Genomic DNA, 14,863 nt, shown 5'->3' with positions numbered 1-14,863 from the left:
GATTTTTAAGAAAAGGTAGTCAACAATGAGCACAGGAATTGCGTCAACTCGCGGTGCTGACATTTTCGGCACTGTCGCCGTAGCTATGGTGACCCCTTTTGATAAGGACGGAAACCTCGATGTCAAGGCAGGTGTGCAGCTCGCTGGGCATCTTGTAGACGGCGGCTGCGATGCACTCATTCTGGCCGGTACTACTGGCGAGTCGCCTACTACGACCGTTGAGGAAAAGCTTGAGCTTCTCCGAGCTGTCCGCGCAGAGATGGGCGATAAGGTCAAGCTTGTGGCCGGTGCCGGCACCAATGACACGGCCGGGTCCATTGAGCTGGCAAAGGCTTCTGTGGAGGCGGGCGCGGATGCGCTGCTCGTCGTCACGCCGTATTACTCCAAGCCGTCCCAGGAGGGCCTGTACCGCCACTTTACGGCGGTGGCCGACGCAACCGAGGCTCCGGTGTGCCTGTATGACATTCCGCCGCGTTCGGTTATTCCGATTGAAGTTGATACCATTTACCGGTTGGCGGAGCACCCGAGAATCCAGGCTGTTAAGGACGCCAAGGGGGACTTGGGAGCTGCCGCCGGCATTATCGCTAATACTGATTTGGCGTGGTACTCCGGTGACGATGTGCTGAACCTTCCGTGGCTGTCGATTGGCGCCACCGGGTTCATTTCCGTTATTGGACATGCAGCCCCGCAGCTGCTGGCTGAGGTGCGCTCTTGCTTTGACAAGGGAGACCTTGCTGGTGCGCAGGCTGCCCACGCAAAGATGACTCCGCTGTTTGCCGCTCAGGCTGCACTTGGCGGTGTAAGTTTTGCTAAGTCCGCTCTGCGTCTGCAGGGCATTGAGATAGGAGATCCACGCTTGCCGCAAATTGCAGCAAATGACCAGCAGCTTGAGGTGCTTGAAGAAGCTATGCGGAAGGCAGGTGTTCTGTAGTGGCTGAAGGACGCAATCGCGCCCGCAAGGTAACTCGTAAGGCCGGTCCGCCTTCCGAGTCTGACGTGGCTGCAGCAGAGCAGTCCAAGAACTCTGCATCCAAGGGCTCCGACAAGGGTGGAGCTAATTCCAACGGCTCGAAGTCCTCGCAGCGTTCCGAGCGCTCTGAGCGTTCCGGTGATCGTAAGAACGCCGGCAACGCTAAGAAGTCCCAAGGTTCGTCGAATTCTTCCAACCGCGGTTCTCGTGGTGGTCGCGGTGGCCGTGGCGGTAACCGCGGAAATAATTCGCGGGGTGGCCGTGGCGGGCGTGGCGGTAACCGTCGTAACGTAGTGCAGTCGATGCAGGGTGCAGACTTGACGCAACGTCTGCCCGCGCCGCCAAAGGCCCCCAAGGACGGTCTGCGCGTGGTCGCGCTGGGTGGTATTTCCGAAATCGGTCGCAATATGACCGTGTTGGAGTACAAAAACCGACTGATTATCGTCGACTGTGGCGTGCTGTTCCCGAGCTCGGATGAGCCGGGTGTTGACCTGATTCTGCCTGACTTCTCCTACATGGAAGACAAGTGGGATCGCGTGGAAGCTCTCGTGGTCACCCACGGTCACGAGGATCACATCGGTGCTATCCCTTGGTTGCTCAAGCAGCGCGCGGACATCCCGATTATTGCTTCCCGCTTTACCTTGGCACTGATTCAGGCCAAGACACAGGAGCACCGTCAGCGCCCGAAGGTCATCGAGGTCAACGACACCAGCCACATTCAGCGTGGTCCGTTCGATCTGCGTTTCTTCAATGTCAACCACTCGATTCCGGAGTGCCTTGGCATCGTCATTAAGACCGGAGCTGGCATGGTTGTCCACACCGGTGACGTGAAGATGGACCAGACCCCGCCGGACGGAAAGCCGACTGACCTGCCGGCGCTGAGCCGCTACGGTGATGAGGGAATCGACCTCTTCTTGTGTGAGTCCACCAACGCCACAATCCCGGGCTTCTCCGGTTCCGAGGCGGAGTTGGCTCCGACCCTGCGTCGTCTGATTATGGACGCAAAGCAGCGCGTTATCGTCGCGGCCTTCGCGTCGAATGTCTACCGCGTTCAGGCTGTTATCGATGCAGCTGTCAAGTCTGGACGAAAGGTCGCGTTCAACGGCCGCTCCATGATTCGCAACATGCGTATCGCGCAGGAGTTGGGTCTGCTGACCGCGCCAGAGAACACCATCGTGGAGATGAACGAGGCCGCTCGCATGGCGCCCCACAAGGTCGTGCTGGTGACTACCGGTACGCAGGGTGAGCCAATGGCTGCGCTGTCTCGCATGGCCCGTCGTGAGCACCGTCAGATTACCGTTCGTGATGGCGACCTGATTATCCTCAGTTCTTCGCTGGTACCGGGTAATGAAGAGGCGGTCTTCGGCGTTATTAACATGTTGGCCCAGATTGGTGCCACGGTTATCACTGGCAAGGAAGCCAAGGTTCACACCTCCGGTCACGGGTTTGCCGGCGAGCTGCTGTTCCTCTACAACGCAGCCCGTCCGTCGAATGTCATGCCAATTCACGGTGAGTGGCGCCACATTCGTGCCAACAAGGAACTGGCTGTGTCCACTGGTGTGAAGCCAGAAAACGTTGTCCTCGCTCAGAACGGTGTGGTTGTCGACCTCGTTGACGGCCGCGCTCGTGTAGTTGGCCAGGTTCCGGTTGGTAACCTCTACGTTGATGGCGTCACCATGGGTGACGTCGACGCTGACGTGCTGGCAGACCGTGCTGAAATGCGTGAAGGTGGTCTTATCACCGTCACAGCCGTCATTGATAACCGCACTGGTCGTCCGTTGGAGAAGCCACGGGCTCAGGCTCGCGGTTACTCGGACGACGCCAAGGAAGTGCTCGCAACCGTCGAGCAGGTAGTTGACGATACTCTCTTTGACCTGGCTGGCAGTGGCGAGAACAATCCATACCGTATGGCTCAGGAAGTTCGTCGCCGCACCGAGCGCGTCATTAACCAGAAATGGCGTCGCAGCCCGATGGTTGTTCCGACCATCGTGCCGATGTCCTCAGAGGCAGCCGAAGAGGTCACCGATGAGGAAATCAAGGAGTCGCGCGAAAGCATCTAAGTTTCTAGAGGGTCTTTTAGCGTAAGAGCCCGCATCCACCTAAAGCCGTGTGGATGCGGGCTTCTCCGTGCCTGGTCTAGTCTGGAGCTATGACTTTTGCTGAACGGGAACGTGAAGACCTAGCTAATCTACTGCTCAGCGTCGGTCCCGACGCACCGACCTTGTGCGAGGGCTGGACAACCCGGGATTTGGCCAACCACCTTTACATTCGCGAAAACCGTCTGGATGCCGCTGGCGGGATGTTCGTCAAGGCGCTTTCGGAACGCCTCGATGCTGTTACCGCTGAGGTCAATCGAATGCCCTACGTCGAAGTGGTGGGGAAGTGGGGCAGTGGTGCTCCGCGATGGAATCCAATGAACTGGGCAGACCGCTACGTCAACACTGCGGAGAACTTCGTTCACCACGAGGATGTCCGTCGTGCCCAGGAAGGTTGGACCGTTCGTCAGCTACCACCCTCCGGAGTTTCAGACCTGTGGCGCCTGGTCACTACTGCCGGCCGTATGATGTTGCGCGGGTCGACCTCGACCGTGGTGCTAATGCGCGACGACGGGGTTGCGGTGACCCTAATCGACAACAGCGCTAAAGGTGCTCCGGTTGTGACTGTCCGCGGTAGCGTCGGGGAACTGGTGTTGTGGCTCTATGGCCGTGACGAGGTACGCGTCACCATCGACGGCGACGAATCGGGCATCAAGCGCAACAGCCTTTAAGATCGCGTTCTCAGTTCTGGACGGTCGTGGCAGCCCACCTGTTAAACAATGACATGCGTGTGACTAATGTGAAAACGATCCGGTGTTAGCTGTAAGGTAATGGTCATGTCTGCGACCAGCCGAACCAGAACTGACAATCGTCGTGGATCTTCCCGCTCTGCGGAGACAGATGCCACGCGGCGATACCCCGTGCACAGTGCCACGGAGGAATTCGAGCGCACTCCTAGCGCCATGTCGTTCGTGGGCAATAGCTTGGCCAGCGCCTGGACTGAAACTGCCCGCGGCGTGGCCGGTCTTGCCCGTCGGGTAGGCGGTCGCAAAAATAAGCGAGATGAAGAGGAGAATATGTCGCGGCGCGAAAGTGACGCCGATTTTTCGACGAAGCCCCGTAGGAAGCGTCGTAAAGCTGCTAGCGGCTATGACGATGTAATTGAACCGCCGGCACAGGCCTCCGTGCCAGCTGACGAGTTCGACGCAGACTTCGATGAGGGTGGCGATCCGGGATCGAAGGATGGCCTCGCACTACTCGTGCTGGCGTTGGCGATTGTGCTCGCTGGCTCGACATGGTTCCACCTGGCAGGGCCAGTGGGGGAGTTCATTGAAACGGCAGTGCGCACGCTCATTGGTATCGGCGCTTTTGTACTTCCGGTGCTGCTCGGTGTTGTTTCCGTATTAATGATGCTGGATGCTATGCCACGCCGTGAACGTCTGACACCTACCATCACTGGAGCTTCGCTGATCGTGGTGGGGCTGCTCGCAATTGTGCATATCGGCTCGGGTCGTCCTGCGGACTGGCAGGGGCGACGTGCAGCCGGTGGCGCAATTGGTGGCTATATCGGTTCGCCGCTAGCAGCCGGGTTTACCTCGTGGGTCGCCGTGGTTTTGTTGCTGGGTATCGTTTTTTACGGCGCTCTGGTGCTCTCTGGCGCGACGGTGCGCCAGCTTATCGATGCCACTAAGGAATACTTCAATTTTTCCGAATGGTCTTCGCGTCGTGCCGGCGACGAGGCGGAATCGGACGATCCTTACGGCAATGTCGATGACATGCTGGAACGTCGTGCGAGCTGGGATTCCGATACCGCATATGCCGATGAGGACTTTGACCAGCCGACGCAGCTAATTGAGCGTCGCCCAAGCCACAGCAGCCGCACGCAACATTCCTCGTCTCGTTCGACCGATCGCTCTGCTTACCGAGCGCCTCGTCGTGGCGCGGATAGCCGTATGTCCGCACCCGAACCCGCGCCTTACGACGAACCGGATACTGACGGTAACCTCTACGATCTTTTGAACGAAGAGCCGCAGAGGAACCGACAGGCTCCGCGACGTGCCCGTCAGGTTGAGGATGTCGACTACGACTCGGCAAAGACCACAGTGTTCGATGTCCGGAATGGGGCACCGCACTCCAATCGAGTTTCCCCAGTGGAGCCGGCGTTTCCGGCAGCTGAGTACGTGGAGGAAACTCAGTCGGATGCAGTACATCGCGACACCGCTGAGACAGAATCGACTATTCCAGCTGTCGGGGGCACGAACTACCACGCTGTCGACGAGGATTATGACGAGTACTCCGAGTACCCGACGCAGGAGGCTGCTGCAGCTAGTAACAGCGAACGGAATTGTGTTTCCGATTCCCGAGCTCCGAAACAGCCCGCTGTTCAACCTGAGGTCGTAGAGCCGGCGAGCGCGCCGCAGGGCGAGTCGTCTGTCGATGATTCGCGGGATGCAGTGTCTGAGGCTACCCGCCGCACAATGGATGCCATTGCCGCTCGTTCTGGTATCGATGCCTCTAAGATTCCGGCCACAACTCCGAAGTCTGAATTGGAAAAGGATGCCGAGGGTACTTCCGGTTCGTCGGCACGCACGCCGGAATCTGACTATCACCTGCCATCGACTAACTTGTTGATTCCAGGTGAGCGTCCCAAGACACGTACGGCGACGAACGACCGCATGATCGAGGCGATTACTGAAGTATTCGCAGAATTCAAGGTCGATGCTGCGGTGACTGGTTTCTCTCGCGGTCCGACGGTGACTCGCTACGAGGTCGAGCTTGGCCCGGGCGTGAAGGTCTCGAAGATCACGAACCTGCAGTCCAACATTGCCTACGCGGTAGCGACCGACAATGTCCGCTTACTGACTCCGATTCCGGGGAAGTCGGCCGTTGGTATCGAGGTGCCGAACAACGACCGTGAGATGGTTCGGCTTGCCGACGTACTCAACGCGCCCAAGACCGTTGCGAACGATGACCCGATGCTGATTGGTCTCGGTAAGGATATTGAGGGCGAGTTTATCTCGCACTCCATCCAGAAAATGCCGCACCTTCTCGTTGCCGGTTCGACCGGTTCGGGTAAGTCCGCATTCGTAAACTCGATGTTGGTGTCACTGCTGACTCGTGCGACCCCGGAGGATGTCCGCCTGATTCTGGTGGACCCGAAGATGGTCGAGCTGACTCCATATGAGGGGATTCCTCACCTCATTACGCCAATCATTACTCAGCCGAAGAAGGCCGCGGCGGCTCTGCAGTGGCTGGTTGAAGAGATGGAACAGCGCTACATGGACATGAAGGCCGCCCGCGTCCGTCACATCAAGGACTTCAACCGTAAGGTCAAGTCCGGTGAGATTACGACCCCACTTGGCTCGGAGCGCGAGTACCGTCCGTACCCGTACATTGTCTGTGTCGTTGACGAGTTGGCAGACCTGATGATGACCGCACCCCGCGATATCGAAGATGCGATTGTGCGCATCACGCAAAAGGCCCGTGCCGCCGGTATCCACTTGGTGCTGGCTACGCAGCGTCCGTCTGTGGATGTGGTCACCGGCTTGATTAAGACGAACGTGCCATCGAGACTGGCATTCGCTACCTCGTCGCTCACGGACTCCCGCGTCATTCTTGACCAGGGCGGTGCTGAAAAGCTCATTGGTATGGGCGATGGCCTGTTCATCCCACAGGGTGCAGGCAAGCCGCGACGTCTTCAGGGCGCCTTCGTCACAGACGAAGAGATTCAGGCAGTAGTCGATGCAGCTAAGGCGCAGGCCGAGCCGGATTACGCCGAGGGAGTCACGGAGGATAAGAGCGCTGAGGCTGAGCGCAACATTGACCCTGATATCGGAGATGACCTGGAAGATTTGCTTCAGGCAGTCGAGCTGGTGGTCACCGCACAGCACGGGTCGACCTCGATGTTGCAGCGCAAGATGCGAGTCGGTTTCGCCAAGGCCGGTCGACTGATGGATCTGATGGAAACTCGCGGAGTGGTTGGACCGTCAGAGGGATCTAAGGCACGTGAGGTGCTGGTCAAGCCAGAGGAGCTCGAAACCATTAAGTGGATGATCAAGGGCGCAAACCCGGAGGATGCTCCTAAGGAAGAAGTAAACGTAGTCGACGCGGATCCGAATCAATCTATGGCGTAGGACGACCCAGCCTTACCGCCGTTTCTGATTGCGTGTATAGTCGGCACACGTGGAGGGGAGTATCCCCGGTAAAAGCGGATGTTTTCCGCTAGCCCGTGACGGTTATCGTCAGCACGGATTGGACGCACAGACTCGTCTTGTGCACATCGAATCCCGGTACCGTCACTTTTGCCACTATGGCAGAAGCAGGAGAGACCTCCGGTTCATGTTCGCACGACCGGAGGTCTTTTTTTAATATGCATGTCCCCGCATTGGTATGGATTATCACCATTGTGGTCGTCATGGGTTTTATCGCCTTTGACTTCTATGCACACGTTCGCACGCCGCATAACCCAACTATGAAGGAAGCCGGCATCTGGACCGCTTTCTACGTAGTCTTGGCATTAATTTTCGGCGGAATGGTGTGGTTGTTATGGGATCACCACCGAGGCATTGAGTTTCTATCGGGCTATATCACCGAAAAGGCGCTCAGCGTAGACAACCTATTTGTCTTTGCACTCATCATCGGCGCATTCAAGATTCCGCGCCAGTACCAACAAAAGGTTTTGCTGTTTGGTATTGCGATGGCGCTGGTATTCCGAGGCCTGTTCATTTGGGCTGGTGCGGCAGTTATTGCCAAGTGGTCTGACGTTTTCTACCTGTTTGCAATCTTCCTGATTTACACGGCTATCAAGACGGTGTACGACGAAGCCGTCGATAAGCCGGAACCCGATCCGTCGGATATGAAGCTGATTCAATGGCTGCGTCGAATCGTCCCAATTTCGGACCATTACAACAAGGACAAGTTGACCGTTAAGGAAAACGGCAAGCGTTACTTGACTCCACTTGCCATCGCGCTGGTGTCCATCGGTTTTATCGATGTGATGTTTGCGTTTGACTCTATCCCGGCTATCTACGGTCTGACGGATGAGGCATACATCGTCTTTACTGCAAATGCCCTTGCTCTCATGGGTTTGCGACAGATGTACTTCCTGCTCGACGGTCTGCTGGATCGCTTGGTGTACCTGGCTTATGGCCTGGGTGTCATCCTGGCCTTTATTGGTGTGAAGTTGCTGTTGCACGCACTGCATGAAAACAACCTGCCGTTTATCAACAGCGGTGAGAACGTGTCGGTGCCTGAAGTATCGACCTGGGCGTCGCTGGCGGTCATCGTCATCGTTCTGGTGGTGACTGTCCTGGCATCGTGGCTCAAGAGCAAGCGTGATGAAAACATGGGTGCGATTGCCCTTCCGCGTGTTCACCACGATGATGATGGAAGCCGCGATGGCCTCGGCTCTCACGCCTCCTCTACTTCTGTCAGTGAGGGGTCAACGTCGGCCGGAAGCGAAACTAACGGTTCACACACCGGTAAGAACGAGCCTGGGCGTTAATCGAACACGATTGTGAGATAAGGTAACAACTGTGACTGCTCCAAGTGCTGATACAAGCCGTGTTTCCAACTGGAACTTGCCCAATTTCCTGACCGTGCTTCGCATCCTCGGAGTACCGGTGTTCCTGTGGGTACTTCTTCAGGAGGGCGGCGAAGCCACCAATTGGCGCTGGTGGTCGTTTGTCGTATTCGCGCTTCTGATGGCGACTGACAAGTTGGACGGGCACCTCGCACGTAGCCGTAACCTCATTACCGACTTTGGCAAGATTGCCGATCCGATTGCCGATAAGGCTCTAATGCTGGCTGCGCTGATTGGTATGAACATCATCGACATTCTGCCGTGGTGGGTGACTGTCATCATCGTGATTCGCGAAGGTGGCATCACCATCTGGCGTATGTTCGCCCTGCGTCAGGGGCGTGTTGTTCCGGCTTCTCGGGGCGGCAAGATAAAGACGGTCCTGCAGTCTGTAGCAGTGGGGCTCTTCCTGATGCCAGTGGACTGGTTGTTCTGGCCGTCCTGGATTGTGATGGTTGCCGCCATTGTCGTTACCGTCGGTACTGGTATCCAGTACATTGTGGATGCGCGAAAGGTCTCGTAGAGAAATTAAGTGGAGGGTAAAGCTGTGAACACAGTCGAACGCCTCGCCCAGAGCGACGAAAACGCTGACGGTGTCGATGGCGTTTCGCTTCAACTCGTCCAAACGCTTACGGCTCGTGGCGAGACTTTTGCAGCCGCAGAATCACTTACCGCAGGTCTTCTCTGCGCTACAGTTGCCTCCGTACCGGGAGCCTCCGCCGTTCTCCGCGGTGGCGTGGTCACTTACGCCACTGACACGAAGGCATTGCTTGCCGACGTGCCAAAGGATGCTTTGGCCGCATATGGCCCCGTGTCCGAGTTGACGGCCCGGTATATGGCACTTGGAGTGGCAAATAAAGCAGTGGCGGACTGGGGGATTTCGCTAACTGGCGTTGCTGGTCCAGCGATGCAGGATGGGCACCCAGTAGGTGAAGTCTGGTGTGGTCTGAAACCGCCGGGAGTTTCGTACCTTGATGGGGTAACTGCTGTTAGGTTGCCGGTGAATAAAGAGGGGTCGCGCGCGGAGATTCGTCGTCAAGCAGTGGTATTGGCGTTAGAACTGTTGTTGCAGAATCTCGAGGGTGAGTAGAATTTTTGAAAATTGGGAACAGGTCGGCCCTCTAAAGCGTTAGAGAAAGTGATGACCAACAATACTGCACTTATGACCATTCGCTACCCAGAGGTAGATAGCGCTGCTGCTTTGCAGGCTTCCATGGATGCCACAGCGCCGTCGGCACGGGTGGCTGTAGCGGAGCAGCCTGAATCGGTTGCAAAGTTAACGGCACAGGATTTGGCGGAACGGGGAGAATCTCGTGAGCCACTCCTGCGAGAGGCACTGGGGGAAACGCTGCGTGATATTCGTTCGCGCAGTGGACAGACGCTGCGTGAGCTTTCTGAACATGCGGCTATTAGCCCTGGTTATTTGTCCGAGCTTGAGCGTGGACGGAAAGAAGTCTCATCTGAGCTGCTGGCGTCCGTATGTGCGGCGCTTGGTGTGACGGTGTCAGATTTGATGATGGAGGCGGCCACAGCGATGGCTCTGCATTCGGCGAGCCCGGAATTGGCAGCGATGTAGAAATTGGTTGCGGCGGTGGAATTTCACTCCACTGCTCCGGCACTTAGCACCCGAAGATGCTTGGCTTTAGTTAAGATTGGGTGCGCGATAAGCACAGACCTGCTTTGAGGTAGTTGCAATAAGAAAGGTGTATGGGACGCTATGGCTAATCCATTTGTAAAGCTGTGGAATTACTTGATGGCCGCTTTTGATTCCAAGATTGAGGAAAACGCTGATCCGAAGGTGCAGATTCAGCAGGCTATCGAGGATGCCCAGCGGCAGCACCAGGAACTATCGCAGCAGGCAGCGGCGGTGATTGGTAATCAGCGCCAGCTGGAAATGCGCCTTAACCGCCAGCTCGCTGAAATTGAAAAGCTGCAGGGGAACACTCGTCAGGCATTGCAGCTCGCTGACAAGGCTCGTGCTGAGGGGGATACCGCCAAGGCTACGGAGTATGAGAACGCAGCTGAGGCTTTCGCAGCTCAGTTGGTTACTGCTGAGCAGTCGGTAGAAGATTTGAAGGCTCTGCACGATCAGTCGCTGCAGCAGGCAACTCAGGCTAAGAAGGCCGTCGAGCGTAATTCCATGCAGTTGCAGCAGAAGGTCGCGGAGCGCGCAAAGCTCCTCAGCCAGCTGGAGCAAGCAAAGATGCAGGAGAAGGTCTCTGAGTCCTTGCAGTCGATGAATCAGATTTCTTCGGGGGCTACACCTAACCTGGATCAGGTTCGTGACAAGATTGAGCGTCGTTACGCTAACGCTCTTGGCCAGGCTGAGCTGGCTCAGAACTCGGTTCAGGGGCGTATGGCTGAGGTAGAGGCCGCAGGCGTTCAGCTTGCTGGGCACTCTCGCCTGGAGCAGATTCGCGCAGAAATGAACGGCGGCAACGAGCTCTCTGGTGGCGAGGCTCAGAAGTCCATCGAGGGAAATGCTGCCTCCAACGTTGACCCTGCTGTTGCTGAGCGCATGCGCCAGCTGCGTGAGGGCAATTAATTCTGCTACTCACCTTCGCCACGTGCGATTAGCGAATCACCCATTGCCTTCGAGCGGTTAATGGTTCGGATGACCACAGGTACGCCGAAGGCGATGATTGAGCCGGCAGCCCCTCGGGCTTTTCGAGCCTCCAGTACCTCGGCAGCGGCCATAACTTGAAGCGGAATCATACGCAGCGTCAGCGATAGTGCGAGCGCGATGGTGTCGACTGGTAGGCCGAAACGAGCGAACGGTTGCATCGCAGTGGTCAAAGTATCCATGATGTCGCTGACGCGGGTCGTCAGCGTTAGCAATATTGCCGCTGCGATTGCGGCGAGAAGCGCGAGGAAGGTCGTCAGCGCTTGCTCACCCCCGGCGCGCCACCATAGGAGAAGCGAAAGCAGCGCCAAAATGATTACGGCTCCACGGAGCTGTCGGAAAGCAACCATGGGTGGCACCTTGGCCACCGCATAAGCGAGGGTGACAATTGCCAGGGCAATCGCCCCGCCTAACCAGGTATCCACGAGGATCCCGGTGAGCAATAAAAATGCGATGACAATGATGAGCTTGGGGGCCGTCGGGAGCCTGTGCGCAGGCGACTTATGGTTGAGGTAAAGCCCTAACGGGACATCGGCTGGATGAATCATGAGCGGCCTTCTTCTGCACGAGTCATATCGCTGACGTATCGGTCAATAACTTCCTTGGGCGCACCGTCGTCGACGATTTCTCCTGCGCTTACACGGATAACCCGGTCGAAGTCCATAAGAAAATCCAGATCATGAGTGACCACGATAATTTGCTGCTCAAGCTGGGCGAAAATTTTCCGAATGTGGAGACGATTACGCAAGTCGAGGAGCGTAGTGGGCTCATCGGCAATAATGGTCGTGGGATTAAGAATTAACACTGCCGCCAGCGCCAGAAGCTGTTTTTGTCCACCCGAGAGCACGTGCGGCGAGGCGTCAGCATGATCGGCGAGCCCAAATCGCTCGAGGGCTTCCTGCACCAGCTGGTTGCGCTCATCCTTTGTTAGCTTTCGCTTGCGTAGTGAAAAGGCAATGTCCTCTGCGACTGTCGGCATCACAATTTGGTTATCCGCATCAGAAAAGATGAAGCCGACCTTCTTGCGAATTGCCTTTGCCTGCTTTGCGACATTCATGCCCTCATACGTAACCGTGCCGCCAGTGACCGGGCCCAGGCCGTTAATAAGTCGCACCAGCGTGGACTTACCGCCACCGTTTTCGCCGATAATGCCGATACGGTTCTCTGTGAGAGTTAGCGTGGTTGGCCTCAATATCTGGCGTCCCGAATAGGTTGCGGAAGCGCGGTCAAAAGCGATGGTGGGCATAGTGCGACTCGAGGACCTTTCTAAGTCTGTGGGTTAATTGCCCGAGGTGGCTGCTTCCTTAACCAAACGACTTTGCTTACGGTTGGCAGCGTCGGGAAGCAAATCAGGGAAAGCCTGCAGTACGGCAGTAGCAATAAGCGCGGCTACGACAACCTTTGCAACGTCGCCCGGGATAAACGGGACGTTGGTAATCAGTGCGTCGGTGAAGCTAAGTCCCATACGCCATGCCAAGCCGACAGATCCGAAGAAGTACTGCAGTAGAACTCCGACGAGGCCCGCGCCGATGAAGACGCTGATTCGTGAAACCTTCGCCCGCGGTGCTTGCTGGGCAATCGCGCCGATTGCGAAACCGGCAATTAAGTAGCCGACAATGTAACCCACGGTAGGGCCGGGGAGTGCGGCGAGAAGTGGTTTCCAGCCCGCCATGTTTGGGACACCCACGAGCCCAACAGCCAGGAACAGGGTAGTGGCGAGGCCGCCGCGTTTGAATCCGAGAATCATCCCTGCCAGTGCGATGCCCATGTTCTGTAGCACGATTGGCACGCCGAGACCGCCAACGGGAATGGCAATCCCGCCGAGTACGATGATCAGTGCTGCGAAAGCAGCGATAATAGTGAGGTCATACACCTTGGAATTATTCACAGCTCTCATCTTAATCCCCTGGGTTGAGCACTGTTCAGGCAGGGGAGCGGGGATTAGGTTATGAACAGAGGGGGCCAGGTAGGTATCAGTGACAGGTATCTTGTACGTTGGTCTCATGCGATTGGCCGATTTTCACAACTTCGTCAATTACGAATTTGGGCCTCAGCACGGCCCGTGGCTGTTGCATTCCCACGTGCTGATGGAATATGGAAAGACTCCCGCGGAATTGCTTGAGGACGGGGTCGAACCTCGAGATATCTGGTGGGCGCTGTGTAGGGAACACGATATTCCTGAAGACCGCTGGTACGGCCCTGACGAATAGGTTCCGGCGTAGACAACGGCGAATGCTTGCCGACGGCACTTGCGTGTCGTTGCCATTCGAACAGGGTTTCGCATATTATCGAAAGTGCTGATGAAGTCAATCCGTCTGATTCGGTATAACTTCCGGGTGTAACCGGCAGTAGAGATGTCGCGGACCAATTTGGAACCGGAACGGCTAGTTTCGCGCCTAATTAAGTGTGAGCGAAGTTTCTGTTTTGGATGAAAATCGGGACACACATTCTCTGAGTACGGCTCCAGAACCCGATACCGTACGCGACAATGACAATGAGGAAGAACAACGAACTATGGCTCGTAAGAAGGCTACGGCTTCGAACCAGGGCAATGATCGCCTGAAGGCGCTCGATGTAGCTCTGGCGAATATTGAGAAGGACTTTGGTAAAGGTGCAGTTATGCGCCTGGGGGATGACAATCGTCCTCCAATTCAGGTTATTCCCTCCGGCAATATCGCTATCGACGTGGCTTTGGGCCTGGGTGGGTTCCCACGTGGTCGTATCGTAGAGATCTATGGTCCAGAATCCTCAGGTAAGACCACAGTCGCACTGCATGCTATTGCAGAGGCACAGCGGCAGGGCGGTATTGCCGCATTTATTGATGCGGAGCATGCGCTGGATCCGGTTTATGCGCGCAAGCTTGGAGTAGATACGGACAACCTTCTGGTATCCCAACCAGATACCGGTGAGCAGGCACTTGAGATCACAGATATGTTGGTGCGTTCCGGTGCTATTGACATCATTGTGGTTGACTCGGTGGCCGCGTTGACTCCGAAGGCTGAAATCGACGGTGAAATGGGCGATTCCCACGTTGGTCTGCAGGCGCGGTTGATGAGTCAGGCGCTGCGAAAGATGACGGGCGCCCTGTCTAACACCGGCACCACTGCCATCTTCATTAACCAGCTGCGTGAAAAGATTGGCGTCATGTTCGGCTCTCCTGAGACCACCACGGGTGGTAAAGCACTGAAGTTCTACGCTTCCGTTCGCTGCGACGTACGCCGAATTCAGACGTTGAAGGACGGCCAGGATGCCGTGGGTAACCGCACGCGCTTGAAGGTAGTCAAGAACAAGGTGTCGCCGCCGTTCAAGCAGGCAGAGTTTGACATCATCTACGGCGAGGGCATTTCGCGTGAGGGCTCGTTGATTGACATGGGCGTTGATAACGGCATCGTCAAGAAGTCGGGTTCGTGGTTTACCTACGAGGGCGATCAGTTGGGCCAGGGCAAGGAAAAGGCTCGTATGCACCTGCGCGAGAATCCAGAAATTGCCCAGGAAATCGAAGTCAAGATTAAGAAGAAACTCGGGGTCGGGGAATTCGCTGAGGTCGAGGACGAGACCGATATCGATGCCCCTGTCGATGTCGTGCCGGACATCGACTTCGATGATTTGGAAGACTAGCTGGCTCGAGGCGTAGTGCCGGGACACATGAAAAGTGA

Annotated in this window: 14 protein-coding genes; 11 read left to right on the top strand and 3 right to left on the bottom strand. The window is 56.5% G+C overall.

The features are described 5' to 3' along the window. Positions 1–25 precede the first annotated feature (25 nt). The 9 genes from dapA to HMPREF2614_RS05175 all read left to right on the top strand — a co-directional run bounded on the left by dapA (position 26) and on the right by HMPREF2614_RS05175 (position 11,129). On the top strand, positions 26–931 hold the full coding sequence (dapA, locus tag HMPREF2614_RS05215) for a 4-hydroxy-tetrahydrodipicolinate synthase (protein ID WP_038628744.1): 906 nt from the start codon (positions 26–28) through the stop codon (positions 929–931). Continuing rightward, positions 931–3,030, top strand: a complete 2,100-nt coding sequence (locus HMPREF2614_RS05210) for a ribonuclease J (protein ID WP_038628746.1) — start codon at positions 931–933, stop codon at positions 3,028–3,030. The genes dapA and HMPREF2614_RS05210 overlap by 1 nt, the downstream gene beginning before the upstream one ends. Positions 3,031–3,119: 89 nt before the next feature. Continuing rightward, the gene (locus HMPREF2614_RS05205; protein WP_016422602.1) at positions 3,120–3,737 is read left to right on the top strand and encodes a TIGR03085 family metal-binding protein; all 618 of its coding nucleotides are present in this window, start codon (positions 3,120–3,122) and stop codon (positions 3,735–3,737) included. A 105-nt stretch (positions 3,738–3,842) separates the two neighbouring features. After that, a complete protein-coding gene (locus HMPREF2614_RS05200; protein WP_070560365.1) occupies positions 3,843–7,139 on the top strand; it encodes a DNA translocase FtsK in 3,297 nt (1,098 codons plus the stop codon). A gap of 236 nt (positions 7,140–7,375) precedes the next feature. Next, positions 7,376–8,509: a TerC family protein gene (locus HMPREF2614_RS05195; RefSeq protein WP_016422604.1), complete on the top strand. Its 1,134-nt coding sequence runs from the start codon at positions 7,376–7,378 to the stop codon at positions 8,507–8,509. Positions 8,510–8,540: 31 nt separating this feature from the next. After that, entirely contained in the window at positions 8,541–9,107 is a 567-nt protein-coding gene (pgsA, locus tag HMPREF2614_RS05190; RefSeq protein ID WP_016422605.1) for a CDP-diacylglycerol--glycerol-3-phosphate 3-phosphatidyltransferase, read from the top strand. Positions 9,108–9,131: 24 nt separating this feature from the next. Beyond that, the gene (locus HMPREF2614_RS05185) at positions 9,132–9,674 is read left to right on the top strand and encodes a CinA family protein (RefSeq protein ID WP_038629583.1); all 543 of its coding nucleotides are present in this window, start codon (positions 9,132–9,134) and stop codon (positions 9,672–9,674) included. Positions 9,675–9,725: 51 nt separating this feature from the next. Continuing rightward, positions 9,726–10,160, top strand: coding sequence for a helix-turn-helix domain-containing protein (locus tag HMPREF2614_RS05180; RefSeq protein ID WP_038628748.1), 435 nt, complete (start codon positions 9,726–9,728; stop codon positions 10,158–10,160). 141 nt (positions 10,161–10,301) lie between these two features. Next, on the top strand, positions 10,302–11,129 hold the full coding sequence (locus HMPREF2614_RS05175) for a PspA/IM30 family protein (RefSeq protein WP_038628750.1): 828 nt from the start codon (positions 10,302–10,304) through the stop codon (positions 11,127–11,129). Between the two features lie 5 nt (positions 11,130–11,134). On the opposite strand, the gene HMPREF2614_RS05170 is transcribed toward HMPREF2614_RS05175, so the two are convergent. From HMPREF2614_RS05170 to HMPREF2614_RS05160, 3 genes are read right to left on the bottom strand one after another with little or no spacing between them, the layout of a single operon-like run. Continuing rightward, positions 11,135–11,755: an energy-coupling factor transporter transmembrane component T family protein gene (locus tag HMPREF2614_RS05170; protein ID WP_038628752.1), complete on the bottom strand. Its 621-nt coding sequence runs from the start codon at positions 11,753–11,755 to the stop codon at positions 11,135–11,137. Further along, on the bottom strand, positions 11,752–12,453 hold the full coding sequence (locus HMPREF2614_RS05165) for an energy-coupling factor ABC transporter ATP-binding protein (protein WP_038628754.1): 702 nt from the start codon (positions 12,451–12,453) through the stop codon (positions 11,752–11,754). The genes HMPREF2614_RS05170 and HMPREF2614_RS05165 overlap by 4 nt, the downstream gene beginning before the upstream one ends. A gap of 33 nt (positions 12,454–12,486) precedes the next feature. Continuing rightward, positions 12,487–13,104, bottom strand: coding sequence for a biotin transporter BioY (locus tag HMPREF2614_RS05160; RefSeq protein WP_038628756.1), 618 nt, complete (start codon positions 13,102–13,104; stop codon positions 12,487–12,489). A 79-nt stretch (positions 13,105–13,183) separates the two neighbouring features. Here HMPREF2614_RS05160 and HMPREF2614_RS05155 point away from each other — a divergent pair, with 79 nt between their 5' ends. Continuing rightward, positions 13,184–13,417, top strand: coding sequence for a DUF3046 domain-containing protein (locus HMPREF2614_RS05155; protein ID WP_080972864.1), 234 nt, complete (start codon positions 13,184–13,186; stop codon positions 13,415–13,417). 304 nt (positions 13,418–13,721) lie between these two features. Continuing rightward, a complete protein-coding gene (recA, locus tag HMPREF2614_RS05150; RefSeq protein ID WP_038628758.1) occupies positions 13,722–14,825 on the top strand; it encodes a recombinase RecA in 1,104 nt (367 codons plus the stop codon). Positions 14,826–14,863: the final 38 nt, after the last annotated feature.

The sequence above is a fragment of the Corynebacterium sp. HMSC074C11 genome (assembly GCF_001809455.1).
Taxonomy (GTDB): domain Bacteria; phylum Actinomycetota; class Actinomycetes; order Mycobacteriales; family Mycobacteriaceae; genus Corynebacterium; species Corynebacterium amycolatum.
This window is presented reverse-complemented; position numbering and strand designations above follow the sequence as displayed.